Raw genomic sequence first — 16,580 nt, 5'->3', positions numbered from 1 at the left:
TGAATCAGCCGGCAAATCGAATTTTTATTTGCGTTTACGGTTTGCTACGTGGATCGCATGTCCATCTACTGCTAGAGCAGCTTCATGTACCGCTTCACTTACTGTTGGGTGAGCGAATACAGTCAAAGCAATGTCTTCAGCTGTAGAACCGAATTCCATAGCAATAACTGCTTGCGCGATCAGATCCGCAGCGTGACCACCGATGATGTGGCAGCCTAGGATACGGTCTGTTTCTTCACATGCAAGCATTTTAACGAAACCATCAGTATCGTTTGCAGCCATAGCACGACCAGACGCAGCAAATGGGAATTTACCCACTTTGTATTTCACGCCTTCTGCTTTTAGTTGCTGTTCGTTCTTACCTACCCATGCAAGTTCTGGGTGGGTGTAGATAACAGAAGGAATGCAGTCGTAGTTCATTTGCGCTTTGTGACCCGCAATGATGTCTGCAACCATTACACCTTCTTCAGAGGCTTTGTGCGCTAGCATTGGGCCACGAACGATGTCACCAATGGCGAACACACCCGGTACGTTTGTACGGCACTGATCATCAACAAACACGAAGCCACGCTCGTCTAGGTTAACGCCAGAGTCACCCGCTAGACAGCCATCAGTAAATGGCTTACGACCAACAGCGACAATAAGCTTGTCGAAAGTTTGCTTCTGTTCTGCACCTTGAGCATCAAGGTAAGTCACTTCCACTTCTTCGCCTTTCACTTCGCTGCCTGTTACTCGTGCACCGACGCGGATGTCTAGACCTTGTTTCTTGAAGATTTTAGCCGCTTCTTTTGCTAGATCTTGGTCACATAGGCTCAGGAACTGGTCTTGTGCTTCTAATACAACCACTTCAGAACCTAGGCGCTTCCATACAGAACCCAGCTCAAGACCGATAACACCAGCACCGATTACACCTAGACGCTTAGGTACTTCACGGAAGTCTAGAGCACCTTCGTTATCAACGATGATGTCACCTGTGCGCGGCGCTGGTGGGATGTTTACAGGTACAGAACCTGTTGCAAGGATTACGTTGTCCGCCTCAAAAGTTTCTACTTTGCCGTCATGGGCAGTGAACTCAACTTTTTTATTAGCTAGCAACTTACCGAAACCTTCAAAGCTGGTCACACCATTGGCTTTGAACAAACCAGCGATACCGCCAGTCAATTGGTTAACGATGTTGTCTTTACGATCAACCATCGCGTTCACATCCATAGACACTTCGCCTACGCCAATACCGTGAACAGAGAATTCGTCTTTTGCATCATGATACTTGTGAGAAGAATCCAACAATGCTTTAGATGGGATACAACCTACGTTTAGACACGTACCACCAAGGCGAGGCTTGTCGTTTTTGTCCAACCATTTTTCGATACATGCTACTTTAAGACCCAATTGCGCTGCGCGGATTGCGGCAACATAACCACCTGGGCCACCACCGATTACGATAACATCAAATTTATTAGACATAGATTTATCCATTGTTGTTTATCGGGGCGTTATGCGCCCCGATAAGTTTCACTCATACACCAAAGTGGGTGCAATTCATTAGATTTCAAGCAGCAAACGAGCTGGATCTTCTAATAGCTCCTTGATTGTTACAAGGAACTGCACCGCTTCTTTACCATCAATCATACGGTGATCGTATGAAAGAGCTAGGTACATCATTGGTTGGATGACTACTTGACCATTTACCGCCATTGGACGTTCTTGGATTTTGTGCATACCCAAGATTGCTGTTTGAGGTGGGTTCAAGATAGGAGTAGACATTAGAGAACCGAAGATACCGCCGTTAGTGATAGTGAATGTACCACCCTGCATATCTTCCATACCTAGCTTACCGTCACGACCACGAACTGCGAAGTCCATGATGTTAGATTCAATGTCTGCAAGGCCCATTGCTTCAGTGTTACGTAGTACAGGTACCATCAAACCACGGTTTGTTGATACAGCAACACCGATGTCTTGGTAACCATGGTAAACCATGTCGTTACCGTCGATTGAAGCGTTTACGGCCGGGTAGCGTTTAAGCGCTTCCGTTGCAGCTTTAACGAAGAAAGACATGAAGCCAAGCTTAGTACCGTTGTGAGTCTTCTGGAACAAGTCTTTGTACTTGCTACGAAGCTCCATGACAGGACCCATGTTTACTTCGTTGTAAGTTGTAAGCATGGCAGCGGTTTGCTGGGCTTCAACTAGACGCTTAGCAATGGTTGCACGCAAACGCGTCATTGGTACACGTTTTTCTACGCGACCATCAGCGCCCAATGCAGGCATTGCTGCTGGTGCCGCTGCCGCAGGTGCAGGAGCTGCTGCTTTGTTTTTAGCTGCTGCTTCAACATCTTCTTTCGTGATACGACCACCTTTGCCAGTGCCTTTTACTTGAGAAGCAGACAAACCTGCTTCTGCTAGTGCTTTACGTGCAGCAGGGCCAGCAATACCATCTTCATCGCCAGACTCTTCTGTAGCGGAAGTCGCTTCAGCGGCTGGTGCCGCAGCCGGTGCTGCATCAGCAGAAGCGCCAGCAGAGAAGTTAGCAAGAACTTCTTCACTTAATACTGTATCGCCTTCAGCTTTAACAATGTCAGCAATCACACCGTCAGCAGGGGCAACGACTTCAAGCACAACTTTATCTGTTTCGATATCAACGATGTGCTCATCACGCTTACACGCTTCACCTGGCTGTTTGTGCCAAGCTGCTACAGTACCGTCGGCAACGGACTCTGGGAACGTAGGTGCTTTAATTTGAACAGTTTCTTTTGCAGAAGACGCTGCTGCCGCAGGTGCTGCAGAGTCTTCTTTAGGAGCTTCTGATTTAGCTGCTGGTGCATCAGTCGCTGCAGCGCCAGAGTCGAATACCGCAAGCACTTCTTCGCTTAGTACGATATCACCTTCTGCTTTCTTGATTTCTTTCAAAACGCCATCAGCAGGTGCAACGACTTCTAGAACAACTTTGTCAGTTTCAATGTCGACAATGTGCTCGTCACGCTTACACGCTTCGCCTGGTTGTTTATGCCAAGTAGCGACTGTGCCATCCGCTACTGATTCTGGAAAAGTAGGTGCTTTAATTTCAATACTCATTTTTTACCCTTATCTCTGACAGGCAATGGTGCTAGCCGACAATCGCGTCGTTAACCAGCGCTTCTTGTTCTTCAACGTGTACAGACATGTAACCCGCTGCCGGAGCAGCAGAAGAAATACGACCAGCAAAGCGGATCTTCAATTTCGGGAACAACTCTTCTAACACACGATTCATACGGTGACGGTTGGCATGCCATGCGCCTTGGTTCTTAGGCTCTTCTTGACACCAAACAAGCTCTTCAACATTTTTGTACGGAGCCAACGCTGCTTCGAAGTCAGCGTATGGGAATGGGTACAACTGCTCAAGACGAATGATCGCCACGTCCTCTTTCGCCAATTCTTCGCGACGGTTAAATAGATCGTAGTAGACCTTACCGCTACAAATAACGATGCGTTTCACATTCTCAGGCTTAACAGCTTCTGACGTTTCTGGAAGAACCGTTTTGAAGCTGCCCTCTGATAGATCTTCAAGAGTCGAAATCGCTTGCTTATGACGTAGCAAACTCTTTGGTGACATGATGATCAAAGGACGACGCATCGGACGAATCGCCTGACGACGAAGGATGTGGAAAATCTGCGAAGGTGTTGTTGGCACACATACTTGGATGTTGTACTCAGCACACAATTGCATGAATCGCTCTAGACGTGCAGACGAGTGCTCAGGGCCCTGACCTTCATAGCCATGTGGCAATAGCATTGTCAGACCACATAGGCGGCCCCACTTATGCTCACCACTGGTAATGAATTGGTCGATTACTACTTGTGCACCGTTAGCAAAGTCACCGAACTGCGCTTCCCAGATCACTAGACCTTTAGGAGAAGTTGTTGAGTAACCGTACTCAAACGCAAGCACCGCTTCTTCAGACAAGTACGAGTCGTACAGATCTAAGGTAGGCTGATCATCAGACAAGTGTTTCAATGGCACATAAGTGCTGCCATCTTTCTGACTGTGAATCACGGCATGACGGTGTGAGAAGGTACCACGACCAGAGTCTTGACCCGTGATACGGATAGGATAACCCTGCTCTAGCAACGTACCGAAAGCCAAAGTTTCAGCATAACCCCAGTTTAGCGGCATCGCCCCAGCAGTCATTTTGTTACGATCTTCATAGATCTTCATAACTTGACGCTGAACGACAACACCATCAGGAACTGTTGTCAGCTTTTTAGCCACTTCTTGAAGTTGAGCAAGTGGATACGAGGTATCCCCCGCATCAGTCCACTCTACCCCAAGGTAAGGCTTCCAATCGACAAACAACTCTGAATTTGGCTCAAGCACCAAACTTTTCGCCACATGACGACCGTTATCCAAATCAGCACGGTTTTCATTAACAAGCTGATCCGCTTCCGCTTCACTCACAACACCTTCACTGATCAAGCGCTCAGCGTATTGAGTGCGAGTAGTTTTCAGTTTGCTAATGATCTTGTACATCAATGGCTGAGTACCAGACGGCTCATCCGTTTCGTTGTGACCACGGCGGCGGTAACACACCATATCAATCACGACATCACGACCGAATTCGTAACGGTAATCCAGCGCTAGCTGAGTCACAAATAACACAGCTTCTGGATCATCACCGTTTACGTGGAAGATCGGCGCTTGAATCATCTTCGCAACATCCGTTGCGTATTCAGTAGAGCGAGAGTCTTCTTGACGGTTTGTGGTGAAACCCACTTGGTTGTTCACAACGATGTGTACCGTACCACCAGTACGGTAAGCACGTGTCTGAGACATCTGGAAGGTTTCCATTACCACACCCTGACCAGCAAACGCCGCATCACCGTGAATGGAAATCGGCACTACCGTTTTACCCGTCTTGTCTTGACGACGGTCTTGGCGTGCACGAACAGAGCCTTCTACCACTGGAGAGACGATCTCTAGGTGAGATGGGTTAAAAGCAAGTACCGTATGTACTTCGCCACCCGCAGTCATCACATTAGATGAGAAACCTTGGTGGTATTTCACGTCACCAGACGTATTCACCAGTTTCTTACCTTCGAACTCATCGAACAAATCTTGTGGGTTTTTACCCAAAGTGTTCACAAGTACGTTTAGGCGACCACGGTGAGCCATACCGATTACAACCTCTTTAGCACCCAGGGCACCAGATCGTTGAATCAGCTCATTCACCATAGGAATCAAGCTTTCACCACCCTCAAGACCAAAACGCTTGGCACCTGGGTAGCGGCTGGCTAGATATTTTTCCAGACCTTCTGCTGCAGTCAGACGCTCAAGCAAGGCTTTGCGCGTGTCGGCAGAGTACTCAGGGCGAGAACGCACGGATTCTACACGCTGCTGCAACCAAGCTTTTTCTTGGGTGTCAACGATGTGCATGAATTCGTAGCCGATCGAGCCACAGTAGGTCTTCTCTAGCTCAGTGACGATGTCTTTAAGAGGCATCGACTCTTGATTAAAGAACAGTGAACCTGTTTTAAATGGGGTGTCAAAATCTGCACCGGTAAGCTGATGGTAACCTAGATCCAAGTCTGCAACTTTATCGCGCTTTTGTAGACCAAGAGGATCCAAAGTCGAGTGCTGATGGCCTCGAACTCGGTAGGCATTGATTAGCTGAAGGACATTGATTTGCTTTTGCTCGTGTTCAGAGCTAGCAGCGACACCTGAAGTAACAGGCATATTGCGGAACTTGTTTTTACCAAGCTCTAAGAATTGTTGTTGAATAACGGAGTGTGGTAGATCGGTCGACTGTGCTTCACTGATTCTAGGCAACTGATCAAAACATTTCCGCCATTCTTCGGATACTGAGTTGGGGTCAACTAAGTAGCTTTCAAACAGCCCCTCAACATATTCAAGGTTACCCCCTGAAAAGTGAGAAGTGCTCCATAGCAACTCCATCAAACTTTCGTGCATTCTCGATCACCCTTTTATGTTCGAGCTAGCTATCACAAAACGTGATAACTCATGTTTTGTCGTACTGGCTACACCTTATACAGATACGCCAGATTATTATTTGCTTTTTACCATACACAAACAGCCCTATTCTAAAACACTAGAAGCTTCCCTTTTAGTGCAAAACAGTACTATTTGGTATTTTTTTCGCAGTCTGAGTAATTTCAACTGCAAAATATTAAATCCTGCACATTTCTATTATTTTTTTGATTTTCACTCGTGCATCAAATAACGCAAAAACGGCGACAATGATCAGATACATCAGAGTCGCCATTTTCCACATTAACCCAAGCGATAGCTTGAGTAATGCTATCGACTCACTTATTAGGTCGCGCGCTGCAACAACATAGAACGAATGCTGCCGATTGCCTTAGTCGGGTTCAACCCTTTTGGACAAACATTCACACAGTTCATGATACCGTGACAACGGAATACGCTAAATGGATCATCAAGATCACTCAAACGCTCCTGAGTCGCGGTATCGCGGCTGTCCGCCAAAAAGCGGTAAGCCTGCAACAGACCAGATGGGCCGACAAACTTGTCAGGGTTCCACCAGAAAGATGGACATGCCGTAGAACAACAAGCACACAAGATACACTCATAAAGACCATCAAGTTTCTCACGCTCTTCAGGGCTCTGAAGACGCTCGATTGCTGGCGCAGGCGTATCGTTGATCAAGAAAGGCTTGATCTTTTCATACTGCTTGTAGAACTGTCCCATATCAACAACAAGGTCACGCACTACTGGAAGACCCGGTAGCGGGCGAAGAACCAGCTTGTTGTTTTTCGCTGCAGCGGATACTGGCGTAATACATGCTAGACCATTTTTGCCAGACATGTTCATACCATCAGAACCACATACACCTTCACGACATGAGCGGCGGTAAGAAATACTTGGGTCTTGTGCTTTCAATAAATTAAGCACATCAAGCACCATCAGGTCTTTTCCTGCTGGCAGCTCGATTTCATAATCCTGCATGTAAGGCGCGTCGTCCTTCTCAGGATTGTAACGATAGATACTCACTAACATTGACATAACTCCTTAGTATGAACGGACTTTAGGTGGGAAAGCTTCCATTGTTTTAGGCGCGAAGTTCACATCACGCTTGGTCACTTTCTTATCAGCTGGATGATACAAAGAGTGCTTCAACCAGTTTTCATCATCACGTTCAGTAAAGTCATTACGGGCATGAGCACCACGGCTTTCTTTACGGAATTCCGCAGGAACCGCTGTCGCTTCAGCCACTTCTAATAAATTCTCAAGTTCAAGAGCTTCGATGCGGGCTGTGTTAAATGCCTGGCTCTTATCTTCAAGGTGTAGGTTTTCTACACGCTTACGGATAAGTTTAAGCTGCTCCAGACCTTTCTGCATGGACTCGCCTTCACGGAATACACCGAAGTAAAGCTGCATCACTTTTTGCAGTTCATCACGAACCTCAGCAACAGATTCACCACCTGTTGTGTTGTTCAAGCGATTCAAACGAGCCATGGCACGTTCAACGTCTGTGTCTGTGGCATCCATGGAATCAAAACCTTCATCCAAAGATTTTTTCACCTGAAGACCCACAGCGCGGCCAAATACAACCAAGTCTAGTAGAGAGTTACCGCCTAGACGGTTAGCACCGTGCACAGATACACATGCAATCTCACCACATGCGTACAGACCAGGAACAACAACGTCCTCACCTGCTTCATTCTGCGTCAACGCTTGGCCACCAACGTTAGTTGGCACACCACCCATCATGTAGTGACAGGTTGGCACAACTGGGATAGGTTCTTTAACCGGGTCAACGTGAGCAAAGGTACGAGATAGCTCAAGGATACCTGGCAAACGCTTGTTCAACGTTTCTTCACCAAGGTGATCCAATTTCAACAACACATGGTCACCTTTCTCGCCGCAACCACGGCCTTCCAAGATCTCAAGAATCATCGAACGCGCCACCACGTCACGACCCGCAAGGTCTTTAGCGTTTGGTGCGTAACGCTCCATAAAGCGCTCGCCATCTTTATTGATCAGGTAACCACCTTCACCACGACAACCTTCGGTTACTAGCGTACCTGCACCGTAAATACCCGTTGGGTGGAACTGCCACATTTCCATGTCTTGCATCGGCACACCAGCACGTAATGCCATGCCAACACCGTCACCAGTATTGATGTGAGCATTAGTAGTAGACTGGTAAATTCGACCAGCACCACCTGTAGCTAGAACGGTTGCTTTCGCTTTCATGTAAACGGTTTCGCCCGTTTCAACACATACCACAACCGCACCAACGATTGCGCCGTCTGCGTTTTTCACCAAATCAGTTGCGTACCACTCATTGAAGAATGTAGTACCACCTTTAAGGTTCGCTTGGTAAAGCGTGTGTAATAGTGCGTGACCTGTACGGTCTGCCGCTGCACAAGTACGTGCAGCCTGTCCGCCTTTACCAAAGTCTTTAGACTGTCCACCAAATGGACGCTGGTAAATACGGCCATTCTCTTTACGAGAAAATGGCAGGCCCATATGCTCAAGCTCAAACACTGCCTGAGGACCAACAGAACACATGTACTCAATTGCATCTTGGTCACCGATGTAGTCCGACCCTTTTACAGTGTCGTACATGTGCCAGCGCCAATCATCATTCGGATCTTCACTTGCAATTGCACAAGTAATACCGCCTTGTGCAGATACTGTGTGCGAGCGAGTTGGGAATACTTTCGTTATACAAGCGGTATCAAGACCAGACTCTGTCAACTGTAGCGCAGCACGCATACCAGCGCCGCCGCCGCCAACAACAATGGCATCAAAAGAAATTGTACGAATATTAGCCATTACCTATAGCCCCCAAAGAACCTGAACACCCCATACGACATAGATAAACATTACTAGGCCACATAGAGATTGAAAGAAGAAACGAACACCTGTTGCTTTAATGTAATCAGTTGACACAGACCACAAACCGATCCAAGAGTGGATACCAACAGACAGAAGCGCCAGCAAGCTAAAGATACGCATTGCCGTGGACTCAAATAAAGCGCTCCACTGGTCATAGGTAAGGTCAGGATTTAGCAATAGGTAACCGATGATAAAAATGCTGTACAAGGACAACACCACAGCCGAAATACGCTGCATCATCCAATCATAAAGGCCTGAACGGCCGAAACTAGTAATTTGCGTTACCATACCCATACCCCTACTAACAGAATCAGAACAACAGCGATCACAAGGTTCGCTTTGGCAGCTAGACGGCCGCTTTCAAGTTCTTCGAAATGCCCCATATCCATGAACAAGTGTTTAACACCTGCTACGAAGTGATACATCAAAGCTGACACCACACCCCAGATAATGAATTTCGCTAAGAAGTTGTTTTGCAATGTTTCAACAACCTGATCAAAACCTTCTTGAGATGACAAAGATTTATCGAACGCATAAAACAAGAACACCAAACCTACGAATAGGATGATCCCTGTCACACGATGCAGGATAGAAACGATTGCGGTTACTGGCATTGATATTGTGGAAATATCAAGATTGACTGGTCTTTTTTTGTTCACGACTCTATACACCACTTTGTTGATTGAATGGTCAATCAGACCCAAGTTCTACTTTCTCCGATGGCTGCTACACTATCAGATTACATAGGCCTCCAAGAAAATCCCATCGATTTGCAAACGACTTTGGGTGTTCGACTCAAACAGCACAAATAACATCGGCAAATCAATGAAATCATCGGTGCGCAATTATAGACTAGGGGAAAAACTTAAGACAAATAGACAGAACAAGGGGTTTTCAATGGTCACCATTCATAAAATGAATGCAACCATAAACAAAACCAATAGTGGTGCAAAATTACAAAAAACAGCACTTACGAAATCAGAAAATAAATCAATAAAATCAAACAGATAACAATAAAACAACAAACTAAATGTAAAAGAACCCCATCGATTACGTAGTTTTCTTACAAAGAAATATTAGCAATATGATATCTAACGTGGAAATTGCCACATTGACTTTATAGTCACTAAGACAGTATTTTTTCCGCACCTTCTGGGCCTGGAGAGTTAATTCAAGACTCTTTGCCCCGGACCAGAGTATGAAGGAGAACAAAAATGGCTGATAAAAAAGCTCGCTTAACAGTAGACGGTCTCGATAAAACCATCGAGCTACCAGTACTTTCAGGTACAGCTGGACAAGATGTAATCGACGTACGTGGCCTAGGTGCTAACGGCGTCTTTACTTATGACCCTGGCTTTATGTCTACAGGCTCATGTGAATCTGCAATCACTTACATTGACGGTGAAGCAGGTGTGCTTCTACATCGCGGTTACAAAATCGCAGACCTAGCTGAAAACTCAAGCTACCTAGAAACCTGTTACCTGTTGCTTTATGGAGAGCTTCCTACTGAAGCACAAGCCGCTGAATTTGAAGAGACAGTTAAAAACCACACGATGGTTTCTGAATCGATGCAAAAATTCCTAGACGGCTTTAGAAATGATGCACACCCAATGGCCATCATGGTTGGCTTGGTGGGCGCTCTTTCTGCTTTCTACCAAGACCATATGGACATCAACGACTCCAAACACCGTGAGATCGCTGCATTCCGTCTAATTTCCAAGATGCCAACACTGGCAGCAATGTGCTACAAGTACTCTAAGGGTCAACCAACCATGTACCCTCGTAACGACCTAAGTTATGCTGAGAACTTCCTACACATGATGTTCGCAACCCCTTGCGAAGAATACAAAGTAAACCCTGTATTCGCTAAAGCAATGGACCGCATCTTCATCCTCCACGCGGATCACGAACAAAACGCTTCCACTTCAACAGTTCGTCTTGCAGGCTCTTCTGGTGCAAACCCATTTGCCTGTATCGCTGCTGGCATTGCAACACTTTGGGGCCCTGCTCATGGCGGTGCCAACGAAGCCGTATTGACCATGCTTGAAGAAATTGGCGATGAAGCAAACATCGATGAATTCATTGCCAAAGCAAAAGATAAAAACGACCCATTCCGCCTAATGGGCTTCGGTCACCGTGTCTACAAAAACTTCGATCCTCGCGCCAAAGTAATGCGTGAAACCTGTGATCAAGTGCTTGCAGAGCTTGGCCAGTCGGACGACCCAATGCTTAAGATTGCGAAACGCCTAGAGCAGATCGCATTAGAAGATCCTTACTTCGTTGAGCGTAAACTTTACCCGAACGTAGACTTCTACTCAGGCATCATCATGAAGGCTATCGGCATTCCGACTTCAATGTTCACAGTAATCTTTGCCATGTCCCGCACAATTGGCTGGATTTCTCATTGGAACGAAATGATCAGCGGCCCATATAAAATTGGTCGTCCTCGCCAGCTATATGTTGGTCACACAGAGCGAGACTACCCGACTAAGAAATAAAATTTTCCAGTCACAAAAAAAGGCGTCCATTGGACGCCTTTTTTATTTCACATCATCAAATGCAGAAAGCATCCGTTACTCGTCATCTTCATAGACAATTTCAGTGATTACTTGAGCTCCGCAGTTAACACACTCACCTTCAATCCATAGACGCTGAGACGTTTCATATTCTTTTGGATTCTTCATACCCAAGTCCATTTCCATACACTGATTACACCAGGTTTGAGCCAAAAAATCCGCCTGCTCTTCTACTGGGCGAGCAAAGAAGTCTTTTGCAATTGGAGTCTCTTCAGGACTATCTGACATTAGTTACTACCTTTATATTCAAACATTTCCACCCGATTCGCATCAGGGTCTAACGCACTCAGAGATTTGGGTGACAACATAGAATTCAAGGCCACACTGTTTCTGAATTTATCCACCGAACCATCAAGCTCAAGCAACAACTCTACACTGTCTCCTTCTATAAGCTGAATACGGCTTTCTCGCACCACACCTACCTTATCTAGATATTGCTTAACATTCTGTAGCGCTTGATAGGTATTCACCCCAGTCACTTTAACAGGCAAAGACTGTCCAGAACCGGCCGAGCGAACCGACGCATAACGATTAGACAAGGCTTCCGCTAATTGCTCAACAATCATCTCATTAGCCACTGCCTCAGATGGTGCATTTACTGACAATCTCTGTGGCACAGCGCCAGGTGCAAACAGTACCCCATCCACATTCACAGCATTTCCGTATTGACCCATGCGCACAGCAAATACAACATCCGTCTGATAGCGCTCACTGGCCTGCAAAATTTCATCTTCAAAGAACCCCCAAAGGGCGCCAGCACTCAGAGCTTCAGCGTCTACCCTATCCTGCAAAGGTGCATAAGTAGGTAAACCAAGCTCCTTACCGTAAGCAAACATCTGCCCCAACTCCGCACTGGGTTGACGTGCACCAGAGACCGTACGCACACCGTCTTTTTCTTGTACTAACCACAGCAAAATACTGGGACGATTACTCCCCCAAACCGCCAAACCGTTGGCATATAGAAATCGATTGATAGATTCACTGTAAAAAGAAACATTAACTTGGCGAGCTGTCTGCAGCTCACCATCGAACTCCACCAAGTCCGGCAAATCTTGAATCCTATGCTGAGCCACCCAACCACGAGCACTCTTATGGGCCGACGCTAACACATCAGAGCCAATCGAAGCTTTTTGCCCAGAAACACGAAAAAGGACCTTGTCTACCGCCTGATTGAAGGCCTGATTCAGCAAATCAGACTCATTTAATCGAGCCGGCAACTGGACGGAAGCCTTGTAAAGATTGGCGACGTTGGCAGCCGATACTGATACAGAGAAAAAAAGTACCCAAGCAAATAAAAAAATATGTCTTAAAATCATAACCTTTCCCTTAGTGAGCACCCTATTCTACTGTCTTCTGTGCAAAGAACCATAGCCCTTATTTTCCACTGTGTTAAAATGCCGCTTTTCCCACTCCATGGTAATAAGGCACAGGCAATGACCGAATCGAATAAAACCTCGATCAGTTACAAAGACGCAGGCGTAGACATCAATGCAGGCAACGAACTCGTTGAGCGCATCAAAGGCGTTAGTAAAAAAACTCGCCGCCCAGAAGTTTTAGGCGGCCTAGGCGGCTTTGGCGCATTGACTCGCCTGCCACAGAAATACAAAAATCCAATCCTAGTTTCTGGTACTGACGGTGTGGGTACAAAACTTCGCTTGGCAATGGATCTAAATAAACACGACACCATTGGCATTGATTTGGTTGCCATGTGTGTCAACGATCTAGTTGTTGCTGGTGCAGAGCCTCTTTTATTCCTTGATTATTACGCAACCGGCAAACTAGATGTGGATGTTGCTGCAGATGTAGTAACTGGCATTGGCGAAGGCTGCCTACAATCAGGCTGCGCCCTAGTTGGCGGGGAAACCGCTGAAATGCCTGGCATGTACCATGATGGTGATTACGACCTAGCGGGCTTCTGTGTCGGCGTTGTAGAAGAAGATGAAATCATTGACGGCAGCAAAGTCCAAGCCGGTAATACTTTGATCGCATTGGGCTCCTCTGGCCCACACTCCAACGGCTACTCACTCATTCGTAAGATTCTAGAAGTAAGCGAAGCCAAGCTAGACCAAGAAGTTGATGGCGTTGCCCTGAAAGACGCACTGATGGCTCCAACAAAAATTTACGTCAAATCCATTCTGAAACTTATGGAGACAATCAACGTAAAAGCCCTTTCTCATATCACTGGCGGCGGTCTTCTAGAGAACATCCCTCGTGTACTACCTGAAGGGGCAGCCGCTTACATTGATGCTGCAAGCTGGACGCGTCCTGCCATTTTCGATTGGCTACAAGAACAAGGTAACGTCGATCAAGAAGAAATGTACCGTGTACTGAACTGTGGTGTTGGTATGGTTCTAGCCATTGACGCAGCAGACGTTGAAAAGACACTGTCTATTTTAACTGCCGAAGGCGAAAACGCTTGGGTTATCGGTGAAATCCGCACCAAAACCGACAAAGAGGTTGTCATCTCTGACCTAGAGGCCTCTGCGTGAGCTTTCCAGTCGTTGTTCTAATTTCTGGCAGCGGCAGCAACTTGCAGGCTTTGATTGATCAAAGCCTGCAAGGGAATCTCGATATTGAGATCAAAGCCGTCATCAGCAACAAAGCATCGGCGTACGGACTAGAGCGCGCACAAAAGGCAGGTATCCCAACTCATGCCCTAAGCCACAAAGACTTTGAGTCACGGGAAGCTTTTGACACAGAGCTCGCTGGACTTATTGATCACTACCAGCCCAAGCTAGTTGTGTTGGCTGGGTTTATGCGGATACTGACGGAAACCTTTACCCGTCGCTATGAAGGAAGAATGCTAAACATCCATCCTTCTTTACTGCCTAAATTCAAAGGCCTCGATACTCATCAAAGAGCCATCGATGCCAATGAAGCTGAACATGGCGTCTCTGTTCACTTCGTCACAGCGGAACTCGATGCTGGCTCTGTTGTCCTACAAGCAAGCACTCTTATCGAAGCTGGCGACACGGCAGATAAATTAGCTCAAAAAGTTCACGCTTTAGAGCATATTATTTATCCCTTAAGTGTAAAGTGGTTCAGCTGCGGACGACTTGAACTTAAAGACGGCTTAGCTTACCTTGATGGTAAACCATTGCCTGAAACAGGCATGAGATACCATCCAGATTTAAGTTAGCAGCAGGAAGTACTAACATGGGCATGATCAAGAAAGTCATATTTTTCAGTTTATTCTTTCAGATTATGCCCGTTTTAGCCTCGACACCTGCTTCGCCGGTTCATTTCATTCCTTCTTTTCAGGCCACTTACAGCACCATCTGGGAAAAAGGCATTAGCTTTAAAGTCGAAGGCAAACAAACCCTCACCCAACAAAAGCCCAACCTTTGGCATTTTGAATTTTCTGCTGACACCCTACTTGCCAGTTTAAGCGAATCCGTAACATTTAGGGCCACCAAAAACGCCATAAGGCCGCTCAACTATCACTATAAATCCCGCCTGCTAAATAAGAAACGAGAAGCCAAACTTACCTTCGACTGGAACAATATGAAGGTACTCAATGACGTAGAGAGCAAGCCTTGGAAAATGGACATCACCAACAAAACCATCGACCGCTTGGGACTACAACTTCAGGTTCGTTATGACCTGATTCATGGCAAAGAAACCTTGAAATACGACGTGGCAGATGGCGGTAAGATAAAGCATTACACCTTCAAAAAAGGCAAAACAGAACAAATCAAAACCAAACTGGGAACACTGGATGTTGTTAAAGTTATTCGCACCGACAACTTAACAGATAAAAGGCAATCTTACTTTTGGTTTGCCCCTGAATACGACTTTTTACTGGTGCGCATGGAACACCATGAGAAAGGCGAATCCTACATACTTGATTTAGAAAAAGTCATCGAACTCTAGCGTAATTGCTCTAGCAGGTTTATGTTGTCCAGTTCAGAATCATTTGCCCAATGATATGACTGACAACCCACATGGTTATAGAAAGCCATTACCCCAAGGCGCTCCGCACTTTTCAAATAGTCATCCAAAAGAGATAAACAACTGACCGGAACCACGCCATGGAGTGGATGATGACCAGATTCAGTGGAAATAAAATGGATCAGATTTGGCGATTTTTGAGCGCACTTAACAAGAGCTCTAATTGCCTGTTGAGATACCTTAGGCGTATCACATGGAAGCACTAATAAGTGGGAAGAGGAAAGTGAATTTTTGGCAGAAGCCAATCCACCTAAAGGGCCTTTATCTGAATACTCATCAAGGTCTGAGATAAGATAGTCAGAATAATCTCTATAAGCTTCTTGGTTTCGATTAACACTGATCAAAACCTTTTCAGAGTAAAGCTCAGCCAGATCCACTGCATATTCAATCAAAGGCCGACCAAGATATTCCTGCAGGCCTTTATCGACGCCAGACATGCGAGTTGCTTTGCCGCCCGCCAAGATCAAAGACTCTAAAGTAAACATAAAGAACCAACTGGTGCCTTAATTATCAAACAACTCCCCTATTGCGCCCCACTTAATGAGTCACCACACCCCGCTGAATAAGGAGAGCTAACGACAAACGATCTTTAACATTAAGCTTCTGATAAATAGCTGTTAAATGAGCTTTAACCGTACGCTCAGTAATCTCCATTTCAGTGGCAATGCGCTTATTACTAAACCCTTGTCCAATATACTCAGCGACTGTCTTTTCTCGCTCAGATAGCTCTTCAAAACCGCTAGAAGTATTGATAGTTACGTTAGAAACCGTCGCAGTTTGCTGAATAAGTTGCTGAATAAAATCCTTGCCGCCCCAGATTTCCCCTGAGTCGATTACGGATAAAACGAGCTTAAGTTGCTCCTTCCCGATAAAAGGCGAACACTGGCCATTTACACCCATAGATAACATTCTAAGCGCCGCAGCTTGACTACGTCGGTTTGGAAAAGCAACCAATTTAAGATTCGTAAACTTTTCTCGGAGCGCTACGACATCTTCTACTTTTTCTGAGAAATCTTCATCGCCAAGATAAACAAAGCAATAGTCAAAATTGCCCTTGGACAATTGATTTACTGTTTGTTCGAAATCAGTGGCTCTTATTTGTTCGACAGACGAGTCTAAAATAGTGGTCCAGTGATTCCATACTGATTCATTTGTGTTCCAGCACAATAGTTTCAAAATTCGCCTCATACCTGCAG

15 protein-coding genes and 1 pseudogene are annotated in these 16,580 nt (G+C 46.0%); 4 read left to right on the top strand and 12 right to left on the bottom strand.

Features of this window, described 5'->3' with window-relative positions; all coding sequences use genetic code 11:
* Positions 1 to 24: 24 nt before the first annotated feature.
* The 8 genes and pseudogenes from lpdA to sdhC all read right to left on the bottom strand — a co-directional run bounded on the left by lpdA (position 25) and on the right by sdhC (position 9,516).
* Entirely contained in the window at positions 25 to 1,464 is a 1,440-nt protein-coding gene (gene lpdA, locus ACFQ45_RS16040; protein WP_377369519.1) for a dihydrolipoyl dehydrogenase, read from the bottom strand.
* 78 nt (positions 1,465 to 1,542) lie between these two features.
* The gene (gene odhB / locus ACFQ45_RS16035) at positions 1,543 to 2,736 is read right to left on the bottom strand and encodes a 2-oxoglutarate dehydrogenase complex dihydrolipoyllysine-residue succinyltransferase (protein ID WP_377369992.1); all 1,194 of its coding nucleotides are present in this window, start codon (positions 2,734 to 2,736) and stop codon (positions 1,543 to 1,545) included.
* Positions 2,737 to 2,859: 123 nt separating this feature from the next.
* Positions 2,860 to 3,072, bottom strand: a pseudogene (locus ACFQ45_RS16030) (biotin/lipoyl-containing protein); the annotation flags it as partial.
* A gap of 31 nt (positions 3,073 to 3,103) precedes the next feature.
* Positions 3,104 to 5,941 (bottom strand): 2-oxoglutarate dehydrogenase E1 component, encoded by a 2,838-nt coding sequence (locus ACFQ45_RS16025; protein WP_377369517.1) that lies wholly within the window; start codon positions 5,939 to 5,941, stop codon positions 3,104 to 3,106.
* A gap of 363 nt (positions 5,942 to 6,304) precedes the next feature.
* A complete protein-coding gene (locus tag ACFQ45_RS16020; RefSeq protein ID WP_452600469.1) occupies positions 6,305 to 7,009 on the bottom strand; it encodes a succinate dehydrogenase iron-sulfur subunit in 705 nt (234 codons plus the stop codon).
* Between the two features lie 12 nt (positions 7,010 to 7,021).
* A complete protein-coding gene (gene sdhA / locus ACFQ45_RS16015) occupies positions 7,022 to 8,794 on the bottom strand; it encodes a succinate dehydrogenase flavoprotein subunit (RefSeq protein ID WP_377369513.1) in 1,773 nt (590 codons plus the stop codon).
* Between the two features lie 3 nt (positions 8,795 to 8,797).
* Positions 8,798 to 9,145, bottom strand: a complete 348-nt coding sequence (sdhD, locus tag ACFQ45_RS16010; protein WP_377369511.1) for a succinate dehydrogenase, hydrophobic membrane anchor protein — start codon at positions 9,143 to 9,145, stop codon at positions 8,798 to 8,800.
* A complete protein-coding gene (gene sdhC / locus ACFQ45_RS16005) occupies positions 9,139 to 9,516 on the bottom strand; it encodes a succinate dehydrogenase, cytochrome b556 subunit (RefSeq protein WP_377369509.1) in 378 nt (125 codons plus the stop codon). Before sdhC ends, sdhD begins: the two co-directional genes overlap by 7 nt.
* Positions 9,517 to 10,071: 555 nt before the next feature.
* On the opposite strand from sdhC, the gene gltA reads away from it, so the two are divergent.
* Entirely contained in the window at positions 10,072 to 11,355 is a 1,284-nt protein-coding gene (gltA, locus tag ACFQ45_RS16000; RefSeq protein ID WP_377369507.1) for a citrate synthase, read from the top strand.
* A 75-nt stretch (positions 11,356 to 11,430) separates the two neighbouring features.
* On the opposite strand, the gene ACFQ45_RS15995 is transcribed toward gltA, so the two are convergent.
* Both ACFQ45_RS15995 and ACFQ45_RS15990 read right to left on the bottom strand, forming a co-directional pair.
* Complete coding sequence (locus ACFQ45_RS15995; RefSeq protein ID WP_377369505.1) at positions 11,431 to 11,661, bottom strand: hypothetical protein; 231 nt, start codon at positions 11,659 to 11,661, stop codon at positions 11,431 to 11,433.
* Positions 11,661 to 12,749 carry a DUF2066 domain-containing protein gene (locus ACFQ45_RS15990; RefSeq protein WP_377369503.1) on the bottom strand — a complete coding sequence of 363 codons (1,089 nt, stop codon included), beginning with the start codon at positions 12,747 to 12,749 and terminating at the stop codon, positions 11,661 to 11,663. The genes ACFQ45_RS15995 and ACFQ45_RS15990 overlap by 1 nt, the downstream gene beginning before the upstream one ends.
* Positions 12,750 to 12,866: 117 nt before the next feature.
* Here ACFQ45_RS15990 and purM point away from each other — a divergent pair, with 117 nt between their 5' ends.
* From purM to ACFQ45_RS15975, 3 genes are read left to right on the top strand one after another with little or no spacing between them, the layout of a single operon-like run.
* A complete protein-coding gene (gene purM, locus ACFQ45_RS15985) occupies positions 12,867 to 13,922 on the top strand; it encodes a phosphoribosylformylglycinamidine cyclo-ligase (protein ID WP_377369501.1) in 1,056 nt (351 codons plus the stop codon).
* The gene (gene purN, locus ACFQ45_RS15980; protein WP_377369499.1) at positions 13,919 to 14,572 is read left to right on the top strand and encodes a phosphoribosylglycinamide formyltransferase; all 654 of its coding nucleotides are present in this window, start codon (positions 13,919 to 13,921) and stop codon (positions 14,570 to 14,572) included. Before purM ends, purN begins: the two co-directional genes overlap by 4 nt.
* A 17-nt stretch (positions 14,573 to 14,589) precedes the next feature.
* Positions 14,590 to 15,306 (top strand): DUF3108 domain-containing protein, encoded by a 717-nt coding sequence (locus ACFQ45_RS15975; RefSeq protein ID WP_377369497.1) that lies wholly within the window; start codon positions 14,590 to 14,592, stop codon positions 15,304 to 15,306.
* On the opposite strand, the gene ACFQ45_RS15970 is transcribed toward ACFQ45_RS15975, so the two are convergent.
* Both ACFQ45_RS15970 and ACFQ45_RS15965 read right to left on the bottom strand, forming a co-directional pair.
* On the bottom strand, positions 15,303 to 15,869 hold the full coding sequence (locus tag ACFQ45_RS15970) for a molybdenum cofactor guanylyltransferase (protein ID WP_377369495.1): 567 nt from the start codon (positions 15,867 to 15,869) through the stop codon (positions 15,303 to 15,305). The genes ACFQ45_RS15975 and ACFQ45_RS15970 overlap by 4 nt on opposite strands.
* A gap of 52 nt (positions 15,870 to 15,921) precedes the next feature.
* On the bottom strand, positions 15,922 to 16,560 hold the full coding sequence (locus ACFQ45_RS15965) for a response regulator transcription factor (RefSeq protein ID WP_377369493.1): 639 nt from the start codon (positions 16,558 to 16,560) through the stop codon (positions 15,922 to 15,924).
* Positions 16,561 to 16,580 lie beyond the last annotated feature (20 nt).

Source organism: Rhodanobacter aciditrophus, assembly GCF_042679525.1.
GTDB lineage: Bacteria > Pseudomonadota > Gammaproteobacteria > Pseudomonadales > Marinomonadaceae > Marinomonas > Marinomonas aciditrophus.
Note: the sequence above shows the minus strand (reverse complement) of the source record. Positions and strands in the feature narration are given on the sequence as shown.

Coding starts and splice junctions, on each gene's coding strand:
- lpdA (WP_377369519.1), bottom strand. CDS start 1,464: ATGTCTAATAAATTTGATGTTATCGTAATCGGTGGTGGCCCAGGTGGT.
- ACFQ45_RS16025 (WP_377369517.1), bottom strand. CDS start 5,941: ATGCACGAAAGTTTGATGGAGTTGCTATGGAGCACTTCTCACTTTTCA.
- ACFQ45_RS16020 (WP_452600469.1), bottom strand. CDS start 7,009: ATGTTAGTGAGTATCTATCGTTACAATCCTGAGAAGGACGACGCGCCT.
- sdhA (WP_377369513.1), bottom strand. CDS start 8,794: ATGGCTAATATTCGTACAATTTCTTTTGATGCCATTGTTGTTGGCGGC.
- sdhD (WP_377369511.1), bottom strand. CDS start 9,145: ATGGTAACGCAAATTACTAGTTTCGGCCGTTCAGGCCTTTATGATTGG.
- gltA (WP_377369507.1), top strand. CDS start 10,072: ATGGCTGATAAAAAAGCTCGCTTAACAGTAGACGGTCTCGATAAAACC.
- ACFQ45_RS15995 (WP_377369505.1), bottom strand. CDS start 11,661: ATGTCAGATAGTCCTGAAGAGACTCCAATTGCAAAAGACTTCTTTGCT.
- ACFQ45_RS15990 (WP_377369503.1), bottom strand. CDS start 12,749: ATGATTTTAAGACATATTTTTTTATTTGCTTGGGTACTTTTTTTCTCT.
- purM (WP_377369501.1), top strand. CDS start 12,867: ATGACCGAATCGAATAAAACCTCGATCAGTTACAAAGACGCAGGCGTA.
- ACFQ45_RS15975 (WP_377369497.1), top strand. CDS start 14,590: ATGGGCATGATCAAGAAAGTCATATTTTTCAGTTTATTCTTTCAGATT.
- ACFQ45_RS15970 (WP_377369495.1), bottom strand. CDS start 15,869: ATGTTTACTTTAGAGTCTTTGATCTTGGCGGGCGGCAAAGCAACTCGC.